General features: G+C 61.4%; 19 protein-coding genes. 13 read left to right on the top strand and 6 right to left on the bottom strand.

Annotation, left to right across the window (positions count from 1 at the left end; translation table 11 throughout):
* Window positions 1–75 precede the first annotated feature (75 nt).
* From rfbB to PSFL_RS17135, 6 genes are read left to right on the top strand one after another with little or no spacing between them, the layout of a single operon-like run.
* Window positions 76–1158, top strand: a complete 1083-nt coding sequence (rfbB, locus tag PSFL_RS17160) for a dTDP-glucose 4,6-dehydratase (RefSeq protein WP_057437087.1) — start codon at window positions 76–78, stop codon at window positions 1156–1158.
* Window positions 1155–2030: a glucose-1-phosphate thymidylyltransferase RfbA gene (gene rfbA, locus PSFL_RS17155; RefSeq protein ID WP_057437086.1), complete on the top strand. Its 876-nt coding sequence runs from the start codon at window positions 1155–1157 to the stop codon at window positions 2028–2030. Before rfbB ends, rfbA begins: the two co-directional genes overlap by 4 nt.
* Window positions 2027–2917, top strand: coding sequence for a dTDP-4-dehydrorhamnose reductase (rfbD, locus tag PSFL_RS17150; RefSeq protein WP_057444603.1), 891 nt, complete (start codon window positions 2027–2029; stop codon window positions 2915–2917). The genes rfbA and rfbD overlap by 4 nt, the downstream gene beginning before the upstream one ends.
* Before the next feature lie 35 nt (window positions 2918–2952).
* Window positions 2953–4761, top strand: coding sequence for an ATP-binding protein (locus PSFL_RS17145; RefSeq protein ID WP_057437680.1), 1809 nt, complete (start codon window positions 2953–2955; stop codon window positions 4759–4761).
* Window positions 4758–6140, top strand: coding sequence for a sigma-54 dependent transcriptional regulator (locus tag PSFL_RS17140; RefSeq protein WP_057958009.1), 1383 nt, complete (start codon window positions 4758–4760; stop codon window positions 6138–6140). The genes PSFL_RS17145 and PSFL_RS17140 overlap by 4 nt, the downstream gene beginning before the upstream one ends.
* Before the next feature lie 25 nt (window positions 6141–6165).
* Window positions 6166–6621, top strand: a complete 456-nt coding sequence (locus tag PSFL_RS17135) for a thioesterase domain-containing protein (protein WP_057958008.1) — start codon at window positions 6166–6168, stop codon at window positions 6619–6621.
* An 81-nt stretch (window positions 6622–6702) separates the two neighbouring features.
* On the opposite strand, the gene cysQ is transcribed toward PSFL_RS17135, so the two are convergent.
* Both cysQ and nudE read right to left on the bottom strand, forming a co-directional pair.
* Complete coding sequence (cysQ, locus tag PSFL_RS17130; RefSeq protein ID WP_397470309.1) at window positions 6703–7539, bottom strand: 3'(2'),5'-bisphosphate nucleotidase CysQ; 837 nt, start codon at window positions 7537–7539, stop codon at window positions 6703–6705.
* Window positions 7536–8102 carry an ADP compounds hydrolase NudE gene (gene nudE / locus PSFL_RS17125; RefSeq protein ID WP_057958006.1) on the bottom strand — a complete coding sequence of 189 codons (567 nt, stop codon included), beginning with the start codon at window positions 8100–8102 and terminating at the stop codon, window positions 7536–7538. Before nudE ends, cysQ begins: the two co-directional genes overlap by 4 nt.
* Window positions 8103–8193: 91 nt before the next feature.
* On the opposite strand from nudE, the gene yrfG reads away from it, so the two are divergent.
* Window positions 8194–8856 (top strand): GMP/IMP nucleotidase, encoded by a 663-nt coding sequence (gene yrfG, locus PSFL_RS17120; RefSeq protein ID WP_057958005.1) that lies wholly within the window; start codon window positions 8194–8196, stop codon window positions 8854–8856.
* Window positions 8857–8983: 127 nt separating this feature from the next.
* Here yrfG and lysM read toward each other — a convergent pair whose 3' ends face one another.
* The gene (gene lysM / locus PSFL_RS17115) at window positions 8984–9424 is read right to left on the bottom strand and encodes a peptidoglycan-binding protein LysM (protein ID WP_057958004.1); all 441 of its coding nucleotides are present in this window, start codon (window positions 9422–9424) and stop codon (window positions 8984–8986) included.
* A gap of 133 nt (window positions 9425–9557) precedes the next feature.
* On the opposite strand from lysM, the gene PSFL_RS17110 reads away from it, so the two are divergent.
* The 4 genes from PSFL_RS17110 to PSFL_RS17095 all read left to right on the top strand — a co-directional run bounded on the left by PSFL_RS17110 (window position 9558) and on the right by PSFL_RS17095 (window position 14430).
* Window positions 9558–10427, top strand: coding sequence for a LysR family transcriptional regulator (locus PSFL_RS17110; RefSeq protein WP_057444600.1), 870 nt, complete (start codon window positions 9558–9560; stop codon window positions 10425–10427).
* 115 nt (window positions 10428–10542) lie between these two features.
* Window positions 10543–11382 (top strand): formate dehydrogenase accessory sulfurtransferase FdhD, encoded by an 840-nt coding sequence (gene fdhD / locus PSFL_RS17105; protein ID WP_169959970.1) that lies wholly within the window; start codon window positions 10543–10545, stop codon window positions 11380–11382.
* A complete protein-coding gene (locus tag PSFL_RS17100) occupies window positions 11379–13727 on the top strand; it encodes an FdhF/YdeP family oxidoreductase (RefSeq protein WP_120731248.1) in 2349 nt (782 codons plus the stop codon). The genes fdhD and PSFL_RS17100 overlap by 4 nt, the downstream gene beginning before the upstream one ends.
* A 223-nt stretch (window positions 13728–13950) precedes the next feature.
* Complete coding sequence (locus PSFL_RS17095; RefSeq protein WP_057437072.1) at window positions 13951–14430, top strand: glycine zipper domain-containing protein; 480 nt, start codon at window positions 13951–13953, stop codon at window positions 14428–14430.
* Between the two features lie 134 nt (window positions 14431–14564).
* Here PSFL_RS17095 and PSFL_RS17090 read toward each other — a convergent pair whose 3' ends face one another.
* The 3 genes from PSFL_RS17090 to PSFL_RS17080 all read right to left on the bottom strand — a co-directional run bounded on the left by PSFL_RS17090 (window position 14565) and on the right by PSFL_RS17080 (window position 18406).
* On the bottom strand, window positions 14565–14996 hold the full coding sequence (locus PSFL_RS17090; RefSeq protein ID WP_057437070.1) for a thioesterase family protein: 432 nt from the start codon (window positions 14994–14996) through the stop codon (window positions 14565–14567).
* A 23-nt stretch (window positions 14997–15019) separates the two neighbouring features.
* Window positions 15020–16957 carry an ATP-dependent DNA helicase RecQ gene (locus PSFL_RS17085; RefSeq protein WP_273871273.1) on the bottom strand — a complete coding sequence of 646 codons (1938 nt, stop codon included), beginning with the start codon at window positions 16955–16957 and terminating at the stop codon, window positions 15020–15022.
* Between the two features lie 273 nt (window positions 16958–17230).
* Window positions 17231–18406 carry a tetratricopeptide repeat protein gene (locus PSFL_RS17080; protein WP_057437068.1) on the bottom strand — a complete coding sequence of 392 codons (1176 nt, stop codon included), beginning with the start codon at window positions 18404–18406 and terminating at the stop codon, window positions 17231–17233.
* 292 nt (window positions 18407–18698) lie between these two features.
* On the opposite strand from PSFL_RS17080, the gene PSFL_RS17075 reads away from it, so the two are divergent.
* Window positions 18699–19181 carry a hypothetical protein gene (locus PSFL_RS17075; protein ID WP_170059473.1) on the top strand — a complete coding sequence of 161 codons (483 nt, stop codon included), beginning with the start codon at window positions 18699–18701 and terminating at the stop codon, window positions 19179–19181.
* A gap of 4 nt (window positions 19182–19185) precedes the next feature.
* A complete protein-coding gene (locus PSFL_RS17070; protein ID WP_233092020.1) occupies window positions 19186–19821 on the top strand; it encodes a DUF1493 family protein in 636 nt (211 codons plus the stop codon).
* Window positions 19822–19874 lie beyond the last annotated feature (53 nt).

The raw sequence follows: 19874 nt of genomic DNA, 5'->3' as shown, positions 1-19874 counted from the left end.
CTTGCACCGCCCATCGCAAGCCCGCAAGCTATGCCCCATTCGCTCAATGTCCGTCTAAGGAAAAGGCCTCTCGACATGCGTATTCTTGTTACCGGTGGTGCCGGTTTTATCGGTTCCGCACTGATCCGCCATTTGATTCAAAACACTGAACATGAAGTTCTCAACCTCGACAAGCTGACCTACGCGGGCAATCTTGAGTCGCTGACCAGCATCGCGACCAACACCCGCTATGAGTTCGTCCAGGCCGATATCATCGACCAGGCCACCGTCAGCGCAGTGCTGGCACGCTTCCAGCCCCAGGCCATCATGCACTTGGCGGCCGAGTCCCATGTCGACCGTTCCATCGACGGTCCGTCGGACTTTATCCAGACCAACATCGTCGGCACCTACAGCCTGCTGGAAGCCACTCGCGCCTACTGGCAACAGTTGGCAGAGCCGGCCAAGAGCGCCTTCCGCTTCCATCACATTTCCACCGACGAAGTGTATGGCGACCTGCATGGTGTGGATGACCTGTTCACCGAAACCACGCCTTACGCGCCCAGCTCGCCTTACTCTGCGAGCAAGGCCGCGTCCGACCACCTGGTTCGCGCCTGGCAGCGCACCTACGGTTTGCCGGTGCTGCTGACCAACTGCTCGAACAACTACGGGCCGTTCCACTTCCCCGAGAAGCTGATCCCGCTGGTGATCCTCAATGCCTTGGCAGGCAAGGCCCTGCCGGTGTACGGCGATGGCCTGCAAGTACGTGACTGGCTGTTTGTCGAAGACCACGCCCGCGCACTGCTCAAAGTAGTCACCGAAGGTGTAGTGGGCGAGACCTACAACATCGGCGGGCACAACGAGCAAAAGAACATCGACGTGGTGCGTGGCATCTGTGCACTGCTCGAAGAGTTGGCGCCACAGCGTCCGGCCGGCGTTGCCCAGTTCACCGACCTGATCACCTTCGTCAAGGACCGTCCAGGCCATGACCAGCGCTACGCTATCGACGCCAGCAAGATCGAGCGCGAACTGGGTTGGGTCCCGGAAGAAACCTTCGAGAGCGGTCTGCGCAAGACCGTGCAGTGGTACCTCGATAACCTGGAATGGTGCCGCCGGGTCCAGGACGGCAGTTATCAGGGCGAACGCCTCGGCAACACCGAAGCGAAGGACCTGATTGCATGATGAAGGGAATCGTACTGGCCGGTGGCTCCGGGACGCGCCTGCACCCCATTACCCTGGGGGTTTCCAAGCAGTTGCTGCCGGTGTACGACAAACCGATGATCTACTACCCGATTTCCGTGCTGATGCTCGCCGGAATCAAGGAGATCCTCGTGATTTCTACGCCGGTGGACTTGCCGCAATACCGCAACCTGTTGGGCGACGGCAGCCAGTTCGGCGTGCAGATCAGCTATGCCGAGCAACCCTCGCCCGATGGTTTGGCACAGGCCTTCCTGATCGGCGAAGCGTTCATCGGCAATGACCCCGTATGCCTGATCCTGGGCGACAACATCTTCCACGGCCAGCATTTCAGCGAGCAACTGCGCGCCGCCGCCAAGCGTCCATCCGGCGCCACGGTGTTCGGCTACTGGGTCAAGGACCCGGAGCGCTTCGGCGTAATTGATTTCGACGGTGAAGGCCGCGCGCTTTCCATCGAAGAAAAACCCGCCAAGCCAAAGTCCAGCTATGCCGTGACCGGCCTGTACTTCTATGACAACGATGTGGTCAAGATTGCCAAGGCCGTCCAGCCCTCGCCACGCGGCGAGTTGGAGATCACCGACGTCAACAATGCCTACCTCAAGCGCGGCGACCTGCATGTCGAGCGCTTCGGCCGTGGCTTCGCCTGGCTCGATACCGGCACCCATGACAGCCTCCTGGAAGCCTCGATCTATGTGCAGACCATCGAGCACCGCCAGGGCTTGAAAGTGGCTTGCCTGGAAGAAATCGCCTACGAAAACGGCTGGATCGACCGCGACCATCTGCTGGAGCGGGCCAAATACTTCGGCAAGACTGGCTATGGCCAGTACCTGTTCTCCCTCGCAGGGGAAACCCAATGAATGTGAGCGGTACACCGTTGAAAATCCTCATCACCGGCCAACACGGCCAGGTTTCCCGCGAGCTGCAACAGCGGCTCCAGGGCCTGGGTGAACTGGTCGTGCTCGGTCGCGACCAGCTCGACCTGGCCAACCCCGAGCAGATCCGCCAACAGGTGCGCAGCCATCGCCCTGGGTTGATCATCAACGCGGCGGCCCATACTGCTGTCGACCAGGCCGAGAACGAGCCCGATGTGGCCTTCGCGATCAATGCCACAGCGCCCGGCATCCTCGCCGAAGAAGCCAAGGCCCTGGGCATCCCGTTGATCCACTACTCCACCGACTATGTGTTTGACGGCAGCAAGCCGGCGCCCTACACCGAGGACGATGCGCCCAACCCGTTGGGTGTCTACGGCCAGAGCAAGCTGGCGGGCGAGCAGGCCATCGCGGCGGTGGGCGGTCAGTACCTGATCCTGCGTACCAGTTGGGTGTATTCGAGCCATGGCAAAAATTTCCTGCTGACCATGCAGCGCCTGCTCCAGGAAAAACCGCAGATGCGTATCGTCGCCGATCAGATCGGTGCGCCGACCTGGGCCGGGACCATCGCCAACAGCACCCGGGCACTGATCGAGCGCTGGCAGGCTGGCCAGGCCGGGGACTGGGGCGTCTATCACTTGACGGCCCAGGGCGAGACCTCGTGGTTCGGCTTTGCCCAGGCCATTGGCGAGCAACTGCTGGCCGAAGGCAAGGCGTGCGCCGAGCTGGAAGGGATTCCCGCCAGCGACTACCCCACGCCCGCCAAGCGCCCGTTGAACTCGCGCCTGGACTGCAGCCGCCTGCAACAACAATGGCACGTCGGCCAACCGCAATGGCGCGAAGCATTGCGCGAGTGTCTTGCACTGCAGCACTAGGCATAATGCGCCTGTACCCACAGGCGCAGACTTACATGACTCCACCCCTTCCACGAAGACCCCGCTGGCGCAGCCTGGCGTTGCTGGCGTTATGCCTGGCACCGCTGCTGTGGCCGCTGGAGCATCTGGCCGAACGTTACTACCGCAGCGAGCTGGCCGGGCAGAACCGCCAGACCCTCGACCTGTACGTCGCCAACCTGCTGGGCACCCTGCACCGCTACGAAGTGCTGCCGCAAATCCTCGGCGAATTGCCGGCCTTGCGTACCGCCCTGGAAGCGCCTCACATCAGCACCAACCTGGTCGCCGCCAACCAGTTGCTCAAGGAGGTGTCAGCCCAGGCGGGCGTGGAAGTGATGTACCTGATGGACACCCGTGGCAAGACCCTGGCCGCCTCGAACTGGGACAAACAGGACAGCTTCGTCGGCCGCAACTTTTCCTTCCGTCCGTATTTCAGTGAGGCCATGGCCGGGCGCCTGGGGCGTTTCTTCGGCCTGGGCACCACCTCGGCCAAGCGCGGGTATTTCTTCGCCGCTGCGGTGCGCGAAGACGAACATGTGATTGGCGTGCTGGTGGTCAAGGTCGACCTGGACCACACCGAGAGTCTCTGGGGGCAGACCCCCGAGCAGCTGCTGGTCACCGACCACAACGGCGTGGTGATCCTGACCTCACGCCCACAATGGCGTTTTCGCGCGACCCGGCCACTGACCGAGGCCGAGCACCAGGCGATCGTCGCGATCCAGCCCTACCCGACCCGCGATCCACAGCCCCTGACTTTCAGCTCCAATGCCTGGCTGCGCCAATCCACCGAAATCGCCGAAACCGGCTGGAAGGTGGAGATTCTTGCGCCGCGCACCCTGATCGACCGCCCTGTGCGCACGGTGGTTGCCGTCGGCGGCGCGACCTTACTGGTGCTGATGCTGCTGCTCGGCCTGATGATGCAGCGCCGTCGCCACTACCTGGAACGCATCGCCTTTGAAGCCAAGGCCCGGCGCGAGCTGGAAATGCGCGTGGCCGAACGCACCAGCGACCTCGAAGGCCTCAACCGTCGCCTGCGCCAGGAAGTGCTGGAGCGCGAAAATGCCCAGCAGGAATTGGTGCGCGCCCAGGATGACCTGGTGCAGGCCGGCAAACTGTCGGCGCTGGGCACCATGTCGGCGAGTATCAGCCATGAACTCAACCAGCCCCTGGCGGCCATTCGCAGCTACGCGGAAAACGCCGAGATTCTCCTCGACCACCAGCGCACCGACGACGCGCGGGGCAACCTCAAGCTGATCAGCGAACTGACCGGGCGCATGGCCTCGATCATCGCCCACTTGCGCGCCTTTGCCCGCCGCGACCGGCATGCCCCGGAAAGCGTGGCCCTGCAACCGGCCCTGGACGATGCGCTGGCATTGCTGGCCAAGCGCCGACGGGCCATGGAAGTGGAGCTGATCCGCGACTTGCCAGAAGCCTCCCTGTGGGTGGAGGCTGGGGAAACCCGTCTGCGCCAGGTGCTGGGCAACCTGCTGGCCAATGCCCTGGATGCGTTGACCGAAAAGGGTCCGCCACGCAAATTGTGGCTGAGTGCCGAATCCACCGAGCAGGGCGTCAACCTGTACATCCGCGACAACGGGCCGGGGTTCTGCATGGAAGCCCTGGGCCGCGCCGGCGAGCCCTTCTACACCACCAAGACCCGCACCCAGGGCCTGGGGTTGGGCCTGGCCATTTGTGACACCCTGATGCGTGCCTTTGGTGGTGAACTGCTGTTCGCCAACCACAAGGAAGGCGGCGCACTGATAACCTTGAAACTGCGCGCCGGAGCACCCGGCGTCAGTCTGCAACCGTCCGAGGACCGCAGTGTATGACTATCGAAAACCAGATTCAGGTGGTGTTGATCGACGATGATCCGCACCTGCGTCAGGCCCTGTGTCAGACCCTGGACCTGGCCGGGCTGAAAGTCCTGCCCCTTGGCGAGGCCACCGGCCTCACGGCGCGCCTGTCGCGGGATTGGCCAGGGGTGGTGGTCAGCGATATCCGCATGCCCGGCATGGACGGCCTGGAGCTGCTCACCGAACTCCACAGCCTCGACCCGGAGTTGCCAGTGCTGCTGATCACCGGCCACGGCGATGTGCCACTGGCGGTGCAAGCAATGCGCGCCGGCGCCTATGACTTCCTCGAAAAACCCTTCGCCAGCGACGCACTGCTCGACAGCGTGCGCCGCGCCTTGTCGCTGCGCCGGCTGGTGCTGGACAACCGCAGCCTGCGCCTGGCCCTGAGTGACCGCCAGCAATTGAGCACGCGCCTGGTCGGCCAGTCGGCGCCGATGCTGCGCCTGCGCGAGCAGATTGGCGCGCTGGCGGCGACCCGCGCCGACGTGCTGATCCTCGGCGAAACCGGTGCCGGCAAAGAAGTGGTGGCGCGCGCCCTGCACGACCTGTCGAACCGCCGCACCGGGCCCTTCGTCGCTATCAACGCAGGCGCCCTGGCCGAGTCCGTGGTCGAAAGTGAGCTGTTCGGCCATGAGCCAGGGGCGTTTACCGGTGCGCAGAAACGGCGCATCGGCAAGTTCGAATTTGCCAACGGCGGCACGTTGTTTCTCGATGAAATCGAGAGCATGAGCCTGGATGTGCAGGTCAAGTTGTTGCGTCTGCTACAAGAGCGGGTGGTCGAGCGCCTGGGGGGCAATCAGCAGATCCCGCTGGATATCCGCATCATCGCCGCGACCAAGGAAGACCTGCGCCAGTCCGCCGACCAGGGGCGCTTTCGCGCAGACTTGTACTACCGCCTGAACGTCGCGCCGCTGCGTATTCCGCCGCTGCGCGAGCGGGGCGAAGATGCCCTGATGCTGTTCCAGCACTTCGCCGACGAGGCCAGCAGCCGCCACGGCCTGCCGCTGCATGAGCTGCAGCCGGGCCAACGGGCAATGCTGTTGCGCCATAACTGGCCGGGCAACGTGCGCGAACTGCAAAACGTCGCCGAGCGCTTCGCCCTTGGCCTGGAACTGGCCCTGGACAACGCACCGGACGGCCCGGCGCCGGGTGTACCGATGTCGACGGGGGGGTTGAGCGAGCAAGTCGAGCACTTTGAAAAAGCCCTGATCGCGGCCGAACTCGGCCGCCCCCACAGCTCTGTGCGCAGCCTGGCCGAAGCCCTGGGCGTGCCGCGCAAAACCCTGCATGACAAGTTACGCAAGCACGGCCTGAACTTTGCCGACAGCGGCAACGCCCACGCTGACGACGATTGACCTTTTCCCCTGCCAAGAGACTGCCATGAGCCGCGATAGCCGTTACCTGGAATCCATTCTGCACCATGACATCCCCCTGACCCGGGAGATGGGCCTCAAGGTGCTCGACTGGCAGGACCGGCAACTGCGCCTGCACTTACCGTTGCAAGCCAATATCAACCACAAGAGCACCATGTTCGGCGGCAGCCTGTATTGCGGCGCGGTCTTGGCGGGCTGGGGCTGGCTGCACCTGCAATTGCGCGAGGAAGGGATTGAAGACGGGCATATCGTGATTCAGGAAGGGCAGATCAGCTACCCATTGCCTGTCACCCAGGACGCCACGGCGATTTGCCAGGCCCCGGAGGACAAGGTGTGGAAGCGCTTTTTGGCGACGTACCGGCGCCATGGCCGGGCGCGGCTGGCGTTGCAGGCGTGGATCGTGAATGAGGGCAGTGAAGCGCGAGCGGTGGCGTTTACCGGGCAGTACGTGTTGCACCGCTAGGCAAGATCATCCAAGGCCTATCTGGGAGCGGGATTGTGTGGGAGCAGGCAAGCCCGCTCCCACATTTGATCTGCATTGCCTTCAAGAACGGGCCAGAGTCAGCAAACGCTCGCGCCAGGCGGCCTTGGCCGGCAAGGCCAGGAAGAACGGGTTCAACAGCGACTCGCGTGCGGGATAGCTGAACGGCTGGCCATTCAACTCCAGCACTTCGCCGCCAGCACCTTCCAGCACACCCTGGGCGGCGGCGGTGTCCCACTGCGACGTCGGCGCCAGGCGCGGATAGCAATCGGCGCTGCCTTCGGCCAACAGGCAGAACTTCAAGGAGCTGCCGATATTGGCCAGCTTCAACTCCCCCAGCCCTTCACTCAACCCATCGAGCAAGCGCTCCTGTTCGGGGCTGGTGTGGCGACGGCTGGCAACCACGGTGAACGCCTCGCCTACGGCCGGCTTCTGGCGCACCTGAATCGGCCGAGGTGCGGCATTCACGTCGGAGCGCCACGCCCCAAGCCCGGCGCCGCCGAAGTAGCAGCGGCCACTGGTGGGCATCGACACCACGCCAAATACCACCTGCCCCTGTTCGATCAAGGCGATGTTGACGGTAAATTCTTCGCTGCCGCTGATAAATTCCTTGGTGCCGTCCAGCGGGTCCACCAGCCACCAGCGTTGCCAACCGGCACGCACGCTCTGGTCGATATCGGCATCTTCTTCCGACAGCACCGGGATGCTTGGGTCCAGCGCAGTGAGGCCGGCGAGAATCAGGTGATGGGCGGCCAGGTCGGCGGCGGTCACCGGCGAATCATCCGCCTTGGCCGTCACGGCTACATCGGCGCGCCAGTACGGCAGGATGACCTCGCCGGCCTGGCGGGCCAGTTCAATCACCGGGGCAATGTACGGGTGGCCGAGGAACAATTCGCTCATGGCTGGAAGGCTCCACGCTGGGTCAACAAGTCCCGCACCAGGTACAACGCGGCCAGGGCCCGGCCTTCGCTGAACTGCGGGTTCTGCGCCAGTTGTGCCAGCTCGCGCAGGTTGACCCGGTCCACGCGCATCGGCTCGGGCTCGTCGCCTTCCAGGCGCTCTTCGTACAGCTCGGTGGCCAGCACCACCTGGATTTTCTGGCTCATGTAGCCAGGGGACAGGGACAGTTCGGTCAGGTGCTCCAACTGCCGGGCGCCATAGCCCGCCTCTTCCTTGAGCTCGCGGTCTGCCGCCGCCAGCACGTCTTCGCCCGGCTCGATCAGGCCCTTGGGCAATGACAGTTCATACTCATCCGTACCACCGCAGTATTCTTCCACCAGCAGCGCGTGGTCAGCGTCGATCATCGCCACGATCATCACCGCGCCATACCCTGCACCCCGGCCCACCAGGCGCTCGTAGGTCCGTTCAACGCCATTGGAAAAGCGCAGTTGCACTTCCTCCACGCGGAACAAACGGCTACTGGCGACAATTTCGCGGGCGAGGACGGTGGGTTTCTGGCGCATAGAGGGCTCCTTGGCGTGATCGGGTTACTATACCGTGGCTTTTCCGATTGTCTGTGTCGGATATATTTACTTACCTGCTTGAGAACCCACCATGCCGCCACTGCCCTGGTCCGATATCGACACCGTCCTGCTGGACATGGACGGCACCCTGCTCGACCTGCATTTCGACAACCACTTCTGGATGGAACACCTGCCCCGGCGCTATGCCGAACTGCACGGTGTGAGCCTTGCCCTGGCGGAGATGGAGTTGCAGCCACTGTTCGAGCGTAACGCCGGCCAGTTGCAATGGTATTGCCTGGATTTCTGGAGCACCGAACTGAAGATCCCGGTGCGCGAACTCAAACTGGAAACCGCCCACTTGATCGCCCTGCGGCCGGACGCCGATACCTTTCTGGCGGCCATCAAGCAGGCCGGCAAGCGCGTGATCCTGATCACCAACGCCCACCGCGATTCACTGTCGTTGAAGTTGGAACGCATTGAGTTGGCGCCGTATTTCGAGCGGCTGATCAGCTCCCACGACTATGGTTTTGCCAAGGAAAACCCGCAGTTCTGGGACGCCCTGCAAGCGGACATCGACTTCGACCCGGCGCGCAGCCTGTTTATCGACGACACTCTGCCGATTCTGCGCAGTGCGCGGGATTTTGGCGTGGGGCATTTGCTGGCGGTGAAAGAGCCGGACAGCCGCAAAGGGCCGAAGGATACGGCGGAGTTTGATGCAGTCGGGGATTACCGGGAATTGATCAGCGGGCTCTAAAACTAGATGTGGGGCCCCTTTGGGAGCGGGCTTGCCCGCGATAGCGGTGGGTCAGAGCTAGATCTGCTGACTGACACACCGCAATCGCGGGCAAGCCCGCTCCCACATTATTCAGTTGCTCCGGGTATTACTCAGGAATACGCAGCGTCTGCCCTGGGTAGATTTTGTCCGGGTGCGACAACAGCGGCTTGTTGGCCTCGAAGATTTTGTTGTACAGATTGGCATTGCCGTAGACCGACAGGGAAATCGCGCTGAGGGTGTCGCCCTTTTTCACCACGACAAAACGGGCAGCCGCAACAACAGGGCCCGACACAGTGATCTGGTCATCCACGGTCGCCACGCCGGCAATGTTGCCCAGCGCCAGCAGAATCTTCTCTTTCTCCTCCTGGGTGGCGACTTCACCGGTCACCGTCACCTTGTCGCCCTCCACGGTGGTCTGCACATTCGGGTTACCCAGGCCGACCTTGGCAACGTGATCCTTCAACTGCTCACTCGCGTTTGCATTACCCGGCGTCAACAGATCAACGATTTTCTCGCCGGCTTCTTTGATAAAGCTAAAAAGACTCATAGTGCGCTCTCCTTGGGATTGGGTTTCCAGATGCCAAAGACTAGACCAGTCTTACAGACCTTGGTTCCAGCCCGACCAATGACGCAAACGCGCTAGAATCCCTGCGCCATTGGAATAAGCCCCCGGAGCGAAGATGGACATCAAACAACTGAAATTCCTCATCGCCCTCGACGAAACCCGTCACTTCGGCCAGGCGGCCGCGCGCTGTCACATCACCCAGCCAACCCTGTCGATGCGCCTGCGCAGCCTGGAAGAAGAGCTGGAGCTGCCGCTGGTCAATCGCGGCCAGCGTTTCGAGGGTTTTACCGCCCCTGGCGAGCGGGTGCTGGCGTGGGCGCGTACGGTGCTGGCCGCCTATGACGGCCTGCAGGCCGAAGCGGCCGCCTGCCGAGGCAACCTGGTGGGGACATTGCGCCTGGGCGTGGTGCCGCTGTCGAGCTTTGATCCGCTGGCCTTGATGCAACAGTTGCACAGGCAGCACCCCAGCCTGCGCTTTGAGCTGTCGGCGTTGAGCTCCGAGCAGATCCTCGAACAACTGGCGAGCAATCGCCTGGACCTGGGGGTGTCCTACCTTGAACGCCTCGACAGCGAGCGCTTTGACTCCCTGGCCCTGGACGAAACCCGCATGGGCCTGTTGTACGACCAACGCTTTTTCAGCTTTGGCGAAAAGCCCCTGAGCTGGGAGGCGCTGATCGAGCTGCCCCTGGGCATGCTCACCAGCGGCATGCATTTTCGCCAGTCCATCGACCATAACTTCCACAGCCGCGGCCTGACGCCACACCCCTTGCTGCAAACCGATGCCGTCCATCAGTTGCTGCAGGCCGTGCATGGCGGCCTGTGTTGTGCGGTGATGCCCCTGGACGGCGGCCTCGACGCCCTGACCGAACACCTGCGCCTGCAACCTATCGAAAACGCGCAAACCCTGGCCAAGCTGGGGCTGATCATGCGGCGCAGCGCGCCACGTTCGGCGTTGGCCGAGGCGTGTTTCGCGCTTTATCAGTAATCGCTACCGGAGCGTTGATCGACGTCATCTATCGGTAGATCAGTATTGGCGATTAGACGCGACCCTTTGTCGCGCCTAGTCTTCACTCTGAACACTTCGCCGGTGACTAGACTTGATGAACGCCCAGCGCCCAGCGTGCGCGGCGCCTGCCCTGACAACGCCCGCGCCTGCCGCCAGCCAGAGTTATCAATATTGCAGCCTCGACCACACGGAACCGGCCAGCACCGCGCTGGCCGAGGAAGTTGCGTTGGCGATTGCCTACAACGACATCAGCCAGGCCGTGATGCTGGTGACGCCCACCGATCTTGAAGACTTTATCGTCGGCTTCAGCCTGGGCAGCGGCATCATCAGCGACATCAGCGATATCTATGACCTGCAACTGAGCGGCGCAGGCTCGGCCCAGTACGCCCAGGTGCAGATCTGCAGCCGCGCCTTCTGGAACCTCAAGCAACAGCGCCGGCAACTGGCCGGCACCAGCGGCTGCGGCCTGTGTGGCGTGGAAGCCGTGGAGCAGGCGTTGCCGGACCTGCAGGTTTTGCCGGGCGCACCGCTGCCGCCTGCCGCCTGGCTCGAGGGCTTGCGCCAGCGCATCAGCGCCTTCCAGCCGTTGGGCCAATACAGTGGCGCGGTGCATGCAGCGGTGTTCATGAATAACCAGGGCGAACTGCTGCTGGGCCGCGAAGATATCGGCCGGCATAACGCCCTCGACAAACTGATCGGCGCCCTGGTGCGCCAGCGCATCCCGACCGAAGGCGGCGTGGCGATTGTCACCAGCCGTTGCAGCCTCGAATTGATCCAGAAAGTCCTGCGCGCGGGCATCCAGACCCTGGTCAGCCTGTCGTCACCCACCGGCCTGGCCCTGCAATGGGCGCGCCGGCACAACCTCAATCTTATCCACCTGCCGCAAAAAAGCGCGCCGCGGGTCTACAGCCCTGCGATGGAGTACCAGCCATGAGCAATCATCACCAAGCCGACCAAACCCCGACCCCGCGCTACAAGCCCTACAAAGGCCCGGCGGGCGGCTGGGGCGCGCTGATCAGCGTGGCGCAGGCGTGGCTGACCAGCGATAACGCGCTGAAAAACCTGCGCATGATGCTCAAGACCAACCAGAACGGCGGCTTCGACTGCCCGGGTTGCGCCTGGGGTGACTCGCCGGAAAGCGGCATGGTCAAGTTCTGCGAGAACGGCGCCAAGGCGGTCAACTGGGAAGCCACCAAGCGCCGGGTGGATGCGGCGTTCTTCGCCAAGCACAGCGTCAGTTCCCTGCTGGAGCAAAGCGATTACTGGCTCGAATACCAGGGCCGCCTGACCGAGCCGATGAGCTATGACGCCGAGACCGACCGCTACAAGCCAATCAGCTGGGAGTCGGCCTTCGACCTGATCGGCAAGCACCTGCAAGCCCTGCCAAGCCCGGACATGGCCGAGTTCTACACCTCGGGCCGCGCCAGCAATGAAGCGGCGTACCTGTATCAGCTGTTCGTGCGCACCTATGGCACCAACAACTTCCCGGACTGCTCGAACATGTGCCACGAAGCCAGCGGCGTAGCCCTGGCGCAAAGTGTGGGGGTCGGCAAAGGCACCGTGACGTTTGACGACTTCGAACACGCCGACGCGATTTTCGTCTGGGGCCAGAACCCCGGCACCAACCACCCACGCATGCTTGAACCGCTGCGCGAAGCAGTGAAACGCGGTGCCCAGGTGGTGTGTATCAACCCGCTCAAAGAGCGTGGCCTGGAACGCTTCCAGCACCCGCAACATCCACTGGAAATGCTCACCAACGGTGATAAACCGACCAACACCGCATATTTCCGTCCGGCGCTGGGGGGCGACATGGCCATCCTGCGCGGCATGGCCAAGTTCCTGCTGCTGTGGGAGCGCCAGGCCCAGGCCGAAGGCAAAGAGGCAGTGTTCGACCACGACTTCCTCAATGAACACACGGTCAACGTGCTGGATTACCTGGCCAAGATCGACGACACCTCCTGGGATGAAATCGTCGAACAGTCCGGCCTGAGCCTGGTGGAGATCGAGCAAGCGGCGCGCATGTACGCCAAAGGCAAGAACGTGATCATGTGCTGGGCGATGGGCATCACCCAGCATCGGCATTCGGTGCCGACCATCCAGGAAATCGCCAACCTGATGCTGCTGCGCGGCAACATCGGCCGCCCAGGTGCCGGCCTGTGCCCGGTGCGTGGCCATAGCAACGTGCAGGGCGATCGCACCATGGGCATCAACGAACGGCCGCCCGTGGCCTTCCTGGATGCCCTGGAGCGTCGCTTCCAGTTCAAGGTGCCCCGTGATAACGGGCATAACGTGGTCGAAGCCATTCACGCCATGCTTGAGGGCCGCGCCAAGGTGTTTATCGGCCTGGGCGGCAACTTCGCCCAAGCCACGCCTGACAGCCCCCGCACCTTCCAGGCCTTGAGCAACTGCGACCTGACCGTGCAGATCAGCACCAAGCTCAATCGCAGCCACTTGGCCCACGGTAAACAGGCTTTGATCCTGCCGTGCCTGGGTCGTACCGACATTGATATCCAGGCCGATGGCCCGCAAGCGGTGACGGTGGAAGACTCGTTCAGCATGGTGCACGCCTCCAACGGCCAATTGCAGCCGCTGTCGAAGCTGATGAAATCGGAACCGGCCATTGTCGCCGGCATCGCCGCCGCCACCCTGGGCAGCAAACCGGTGGACTGGAACTGGCTGGTGGCCGACTACCGCCGCATCCGCGACTTGATCGCCGACACCATTCCCGGCTTCAAGGACTTCAATGAGCGCGTGCAGCACCCAGGCGGTTTCTACCTGGGCAACAGCGCAGGCGCCCGCCGCTGGAACACGCCGTCAGGTCGCGCCAACTTCCGCGCCAACATCCTGCCCAAGGACCTGGTGCATGAACGCACCCGCGCCACTGGCCAGTTACCCGACCTGATCATGCAATCCATGCGCTCCCATGATCAGTACAACACCACTATCTACGGCCTGGATGACCGCTATCGTGGGGTCAAGGGCCAGCGCGACGTGTTGTTTGTCAACGAAGCCGACATCATCCGCCTGGGCTTCAAGCCGGGGCAGAAGGCCGATATCGTGTCGATCTGGGATGATGGCCGTGAACGCCGGGTCAAGGGTTTTACCTTGCTGGCGTTCGATATTCCGGCGGGGCAGGCGGCGGCCTATTACCCGGAGGTCAACCCGCTGGTGCCGTTGGAAAGCACTGGGGATGGTAGCCATACGCCTACTTCCAAGTTCGTGGCGATTCGCCTGGAAGCGGCCAGCGACAATGGTCTGATCATGGCCCGGACCGCCTGATCGTCTCCATGTCTGGGAACGATTTTTACGGGCACAAAAAAGGCCGCTTTTGTATAAAAGCGGCCTTCCCGAAGTAGCTAAGGACCGGCAAAAACGACTTAAGTTCCCTAGATAAAACAGTAACTTAGCTAATTGTATACAACCTGCACCACTGGTCGGAATTCGATTGTAAGAATATTCCGACAACCTCAGGATCGCGCCGTCATCCCCTTGAGGTTCACCTATGAAGTTCTCCTCGATTCTCTTGTTGTCCCTTGGCCTGGTCAGTGGCGCAGCCATGGCCGGTGGCACCACCGAAGCCGGTGTAGGCGGCGCATTGGGCGGGGTTTTAGGTTCGGTCGTCGGCCAGCAGATCGGCGGCAATACCGGTTCGGCCATTGGTGCGGCCCTGGGCGGCGCCGGCGGTAGCGCAGTGGGCGCAGACAAACGCAGCCGTGGCGAAGCAGCCATTGGCGGCGCACTGGGCGCAGCAGGCGGCAACGTGGTCGGGCGCAGTGTCGGCGGTAGCACCGGCAGCCTGATCGGCGCGGCAGCCGGCGGTGGCGCGGGCGGCGCGCTGGGTAACTATATGGGCAATAAGAGCGATGACGACGACCGTCGCTATCGCGGGCGTGATAACCGCCGCTATGACCGTGATGATCATCGTGGCCGTGGGCATGCTTATGGCCATCGCAAGAACAAGCATCACTACCGTCACCGGTAAACACAGCAAACTCAATGTGGGAGCTGGCTTGCCTGCGCTAGCGCAATGCCAGCAACCAATAGGTGGCCTGACACTGCGCTAGCGCGGGCAAGCCCGGCTCCCACATTAGCTCTTCATTGTTTCGCAGGCCGCCGTCAGACCGCCAGGTGTTGCAGTGCTTCGCGCAGTACCTGTGGAATCGTCACCGGCTGGTTAGTCGCCCGATCCACAAACACATGCACAAACCGCCCCGCCGCACAGGCCTCATCTTCGCCGGCCTTGAACACCGCCAATTCGTACTGCACTGAACTGTTGCCCAATTTGCCCACCCGCAGGCCAATCTCGATACGGTCGGGGAAAGCAATCGAGGCGAAGTAGTCGCACGCCGAACTCACCACAAACCCCACCACTTCGCCGTCATGGATATCCAGCCCGCCCTGTTCAATCAGGTATGTGTTCACTGCCGTGTCGAAGAAGCTGTAGTAGGTGACGTTATTCACATGGCCGTACACATCATTGTCGTGCCAGCGCGTAATGATCGGCTGGAAGTGACGGTAATCGGCACGCTGCGGCATTGAGTCAGGCATGGACAAGTCTCGTTGAAGTGAATTTACAGGTCGTTCAGGTGGGCCTCGGCCCAATCCCGCACCTCGGCATACGGATACTCTTCCAGCACCGCAAACCCTGGAATCCCCCGGGCCTTGAGCTTGGTAAACAGTGGCACGCTGATCCCGCATAAAAACCGCGTCAAGCGCTCGGCCCCTGGCAAGCTGCCGGTGTGCTGATGATGCCTGTGGATAAAATCCCCGCACAGCCCCTGGAAGTTTTTATCCACAAGCGGTGCCAGGCCCGGTGGTGCGGGCAGATGGGCGACCTGTCCAGAACAAACCGAGCAATGCCCACACTGGCGGGGGGCGGCTGCATCGCCAAAATACTCGGCCAACCGAAAGCCCAGGCAACGCTCACTGGCGAACAACGCCAACATCCCATGGATCCGCGCCACTTCCGTGGCTTCGTGCTGCTTGAAGCCTGTGTATAACTCGGCGCTCAAGGCCTGGGGATCAAACCGGGTATCGAGCAGGCTATAGACCTCGGTCATCTGCTTGCTCTCCAGCTCGATCAGGCCCTGCTCCTGGAAATAATCCAGCGCCTTGACCACCCGGCCGCGTTCGGCCTGGTGCTGTTGATAAAGCGCATCAAAGTCCACGGTGGCCCAGCTCCTGGCCCGTTTGCACGCTTGGATAATCGCGGCGACAAACTGCTGCCGCTCACCGGAAAAACGCGCCAGCAATACCTCCGGCTCTACCAGGTACTTGAAGCGATACTCGGCATAAAACGCATAGCGCGGTGCAATCACCCCCTTGAGCTCCAACTGCACCAGCAAAGTCTTGAGCGGTAGCTCGCGGATATTGCTCAGTTCCGCTAACGAGCGCAGCAGAAACTCCCATTGCCCGTCATCACCGGCCGCCAGCAGTTCCTCCAGCACCAGGCGGATGCCTTCCTGCTCCGGCGTATCGCCGTACACAAAGTTCTCCAGCACATTGAGGCTGTCGCGGTTGGCCAGCACCAGGCACTCGGAAGGCTGGCCATCGCGACCGGCACGCCCGATTTCCTGGCTGTAGTTCTCGATGGATTTGGGCAGATCGAAATGCACCACATTGCGGATGTCGCTCTTGTCGATGCCCATGCCGAAGGCAATGGTAGCGACGATGCAATTGGACTGGCCGCCCATGAACCGGCGCTGGATGCCTTCGCGCTTATCATGGGGTAAACCTGCGTGATAAGCCTCGGCCTGGATGCCATGGCGATTCAGGTGCTCGGCGATCTGCTCGGCAGTCTTCTGCAAGGTGACATAGACGATGCTCGGCTGGTTGGCCCGCTCGCCCATCCACTCCGCCAGGCGCCGGCGCTTGTCGGCGCCGCTGACCGGCTCCACCCACAGGTTGAGGTTGGGCCGGTAGAACCCCGTGGTGATCACGTCGGCGGGGGCGATGGCGAACTTGGCCTGCATGTCCGCAATGACCTTGGGCGTGGCGGTGGCCGTCAACAGCAGCGCCTGGGGAATGTTGAACTGGTGTTGGTAGTCGGGGAGTTTCAGGTAGTCCGGGCGGAAGTTGTGGCCCCACTCGGAAATACAGTGCGCCTCGTCCACCACCAGTAGCGAAATCGAAACGCTGTGCAAAAAGTTGCGAAAGCGCTCGTTCTTCAGGCGCTCTACGGAAATCATCAGGATCTTCAATTCGCCGGAGCGAGCGCGGGCCATTACGTCATTGGCCTGCTCACGGCTTTGTGTCGAATCAATGCTGCCGGCCGAAATGCCATGGCGCTGCAAAAAGTCCAGTTGGTCCTGCATCAACGCCAACAACGGCGACACTACCAGTGTCAGGTGCGGCAGCAACACGGCTGAGAGCTGATAACAGAGGGATTTGCCGGAGCCGGTGGGAAAGATCGCCGCCGCCGAGCGGCCGGCCAGCACGGCGCTGACAGCCGCCTCCTGGCCTGGGCGAAACTGTGGATAACCAAAGACCTGCTGGAGGGTGTCGTGCATAAGCTGTCACTCCATTGACCGCTGAACAGGCCTAAAACATAGCCCGGGATTTTCAGCGAATCGAGAAAGGTCGCGTGGAAAAGAGAGACAGGATGATACACAGGCGGCGAGGGCGAAGCCGGTAGCAAACGGCAATCTATAAAACACCCCAAAACAAAAGTGGGAGCGGGCCTGCCCGCGATGGTGGTGCCCCAGTCGATACTGCTGTTGACTGTTACACCGCTATCGCGGGCAAGCCCGCTCCCACATTTTCAGATCTTTGCTACAGCTCAATCAGCGGTTTTGCACACGCTCAATGGCTTTGTCATACACCGGGTTGGCCTTCTGTTCCTTGGCCAACTGATAGTGACGCAGCGCATCGGCAAACTGCCCGGCCGCTTCGTAGATTCGCGCAATGTTGTAGTAGGAACCGGCGCGCACGGTGGCCGCTGTCGGGCCACTGGCCAGGGCGATCGCCTTGCGGTTGGCCCAGATCGACTCGGCGGTGTTACCGGCTTTCTGATAGGCCAGGCCGAGGTTGCCGTAGGCTTTACCGAAGGAATTGTCCAGTTCGATAGCCTGACGGAAGTAGTCGATTGCCTGGTCCAGGTTACCGGCCTGGTAGGCCGCTTCGCCTTTGAGGTTCAGCTTCTTCGCATCGCCCTGTACCGCAGAACTGACCACCACCGCATCCACGGCAACGCTGTCGTTGAGCAGGGGTTTGACTTCGTTGAGCACATCCTTGGCTTCGACCAGCACGCCGGTGAAGGTATTGATGTCCTGGAAGTCGCCGCTGCCGGTCATGCGGAACACGGTCCACAGGTTACCGGTACGGTTGGTCGGCACGTAGTAGGTGCGAACCAGGGACTGGCCCATGTACACAAACACCTTGGCCTGGCTCTCGGACAGTGCAGTGGAGCCTGTGTTGGTGCGGTTGGAGAAGTCATGCACGGCGTAGACGTAGCTTTCGCCGTAGTGTTTTTTCTGCAGCGTGATGGTTTCCGGGCCGTAGCTGTCGGTGTCATCCACATCCAGCTCGGCATCGGTGCCGGTCTTGCTGTTGAAGTAGATGTTGTTGCCGGGGAAGATCATGTGGGAGTCGAGGTCCGAAGGCGATTGCCCCCAGGTCAGCACTACACGCAGGCCGTCGAGGTTTTCCATCACCGGGCTGATGGCGTATGTCATGCCTTTGCACGGGCACTTCACCACCAGGTTGGAATAGCCGGGCTTCTTGATGATCAGCAGATTGTCGGCGCCATCGGCAACTTCGCTGGTGAGGGTGACCTGGCCCTGGGCGTTGGTGCGCCCCACCACGTTCTGTGCGCCGTTGCGTTGCAGCAAGACTTCAGCGTCGGCGATTTTCTGGTCCTTGACCACCGCACTGAGCACTTCAATTGGCAACTGCTCGGCCTGGACAGAAAACGCCACCGCACACAATGACATCGCCGAGGCGATACGAAGCAAACCCATGCTTAACTCCCTTTAAGTAGTGGGCGGAATTGCCCTACAAGATTTTGCGGTGAAACATACGCTGAATTCAGGGGTTTTGCCGGGATTTTATACAAAATGTGACGTGGTTTTTATCCCGCCTGCGCCAGGGTGCCCCACAGCCAAATTGCCAATATCAGAAGACTCTGTAGGAAATTGCTTGGTCGGGCACCATACGCTTCCCAAACTGCCTCAGGTGCCCACTCAACCCTCTACAGAATCGGCCGAGACTGACCGAAACTAGCGCCCTCGCAACCTTCTCGGCAAGAAATCCGTGAACCTTGAAAGGACTCAGTACATCGGCCATTACGGCATCACGTTCAGCGTGATTCGTTTCACTGTTTTCCCTGGCGATCGGCAGGGGCTATCCAGCCTGTATCTGCTAGAAGCAGGCATCTGCGCAAACCAGCTGCGCTATCAACTGATGGATCTCTACGAAAAAATGCTCGCACGTGATTTACCCTGCAAAATGGCCGTCGCGATTTGCAAGCCACTCACTCGGCGACAGGCCGACTTACTCAATGAGCGCGGGACTATTGTTGCAGGACTAATTAGTAGCGCCTTTTCCGCCCCCATAAGCCTGGTATCGCCTCTGGTTGGAGGCGCGGTGGGAGGCACTCTTGGCCTGATAATTAAGGGCGCTATTCGCAGTTACCACGCCGGCGATGTTGTTATCGGCCTAGACGCTCAGGTCAATGGCGGGATCGGCCCTCAGCGCTCATTGTCGGCCTTGGTTCGACAGTTTCAGGGCGGGTAATACGATGACCGAATACGCCCCCTGGATCACTCTCTCCATTCTCGTCGCCCTTACCGCTCTGCTCGACAAGAGAATCAAGTGCTCCATACTCAGAACATGGATTGGGTTCGCTCTCGTCGCTATCGGACCAACGCTTTTGTTCGGCGCAACCCGATGGATTAGAGAGTTACAATTAGACAGCCTTCCGATTCTGTCTTTTCTTATAGGCATCGGTTTGCTGCTCACTCGAAACAAATACCATCAGCAACACCTCCCCCCTCACCCACTCCTGCGTGCTCCCACCATGAACCTGGCCCCCCACTTCCCCGAAGACCCTGTCATGCAGCAGCTCCTGCAATTGCTGCATGAAGAAATCGGCCTGCCCAAGCACAAGACCCTCCGCCTTAAAACCTCGCTTAACTTCGACCTCGGCTGCGACGGCGCCGAAGCCAGGCAATTTATGGAGGCGCTGGAGCAGACATTCGATCTCGACCTGGGTGACTATGATGCTTATCGTTACTTCAACCCGCCGGTCTTCGATGTATTCCTCAAACACCGCGCCAAGGGCCGGGGCGAGAAAATGCCGCTCACCATCGGCATGCTCTACCTGGCGATCAAGACTCATAGCTGGGATACACAGACGCTGGAAAATCTGAGCTAAAGAACACTGAGTGGTTAATGTGGGCCTTTTTGCCGCCCTGCTCTACGCTCATC

Source organism: Pseudomonas sp. DD1, from assembly GCF_044510355.1.
Classification (GTDB): Bacteria; Pseudomonadota; Gammaproteobacteria; order Pseudomonadales; family Pseudomonadaceae; genus Aquipseudomonas; species Aquipseudomonas shahriarae.
This window is presented reverse-complemented; position numbering and strand designations above follow the sequence as displayed.

What these genes read in the sequence shown, in the direction of transcription:
- rfbB (WP_057437087.1), top strand. Translation starts at nt 76, where the DNA reads ATGCGTATTCTTGTTACCGGTGGTGCCGGTTTTATCGGTTCCGCACTG.
- rfbA (WP_057437086.1), top strand. Translation starts at nt 1,155, where the DNA reads ATGATGAAGGGAATCGTACTGGCCGGTGGCTCCGGGACGCGCCTGCAC.
- rfbD (WP_057444603.1), top strand. Translation starts at nt 2,027, where the DNA reads ATGAATGTGAGCGGTACACCGTTGAAAATCCTCATCACCGGCCAACAC.
- PSFL_RS17145 (WP_057437680.1), top strand. Translation starts at nt 2,953, where the DNA reads ATGACTCCACCCCTTCCACGAAGACCCCGCTGGCGCAGCCTGGCGTTG.
- PSFL_RS17140 (WP_057958009.1), top strand. Translation starts at nt 4,758, where the DNA reads ATGACTATCGAAAACCAGATTCAGGTGGTGTTGATCGACGATGATCCG.
- PSFL_RS17135 (WP_057958008.1), top strand. Translation starts at nt 6,166, where the DNA reads ATGAGCCGCGATAGCCGTTACCTGGAATCCATTCTGCACCATGACATC.
- cysQ (WP_397470309.1), bottom strand. Translation starts at nt 7,539, where the DNA reads ATGAGCGAATTGTTCCTCGGCCACCCGTACATTGCCCCGGTGATTGAA.
- nudE (WP_057958006.1), bottom strand. Translation starts at nt 8,102, where the DNA reads ATGCGCCAGAAACCCACCGTCCTCGCCCGCGAAATTGTCGCCAGTAGC.
- yrfG (WP_057958005.1), top strand. Translation starts at nt 8,194, where the DNA reads ATGCCGCCACTGCCCTGGTCCGATATCGACACCGTCCTGCTGGACATG.
- lysM (WP_057958004.1), bottom strand. Translation starts at nt 9,424, where the DNA reads ATGAGTCTTTTTAGCTTTATCAAAGAAGCCGGCGAGAAAATCGTTGAT.
- PSFL_RS17110 (WP_057444600.1), top strand. Translation starts at nt 9,558, where the DNA reads ATGGACATCAAACAACTGAAATTCCTCATCGCCCTCGACGAAACCCGT.
- fdhD (WP_169959970.1), top strand. Translation starts at nt 10,543, where the DNA reads ATGAACGCCCAGCGCCCAGCGTGCGCGGCGCCTGCCCTGACAACGCCC.
- PSFL_RS17100 (WP_120731248.1), top strand. Translation starts at nt 11,379, where the DNA reads ATGAGCAATCATCACCAAGCCGACCAAACCCCGACCCCGCGCTACAAG.
- PSFL_RS17095 (WP_057437072.1), top strand. Translation starts at nt 13,951, where the DNA reads ATGAAGTTCTCCTCGATTCTCTTGTTGTCCCTTGGCCTGGTCAGTGGC.
- PSFL_RS17090 (WP_057437070.1), bottom strand. Translation starts at nt 14,996, where the DNA reads ATGCCTGACTCAATGCCGCAGCGTGCCGATTACCGTCACTTCCAGCCG.
- PSFL_RS17085 (WP_273871273.1), bottom strand. Translation starts at nt 16,957, where the DNA reads ATGCACGACACCCTCCAGCAGGTCTTTGGTTATCCACAGTTTCGCCCA.
- PSFL_RS17080 (WP_057437068.1), bottom strand. Translation starts at nt 18,406, where the DNA reads ATGGGTTTGCTTCGTATCGCCTCGGCGATGTCATTGTGTGCGGTGGCG.
- PSFL_RS17070 (WP_233092020.1), top strand. Translation starts at nt 19,186, where the DNA reads ATGACCGAATACGCCCCCTGGATCACTCTCTCCATTCTCGTCGCCCTT.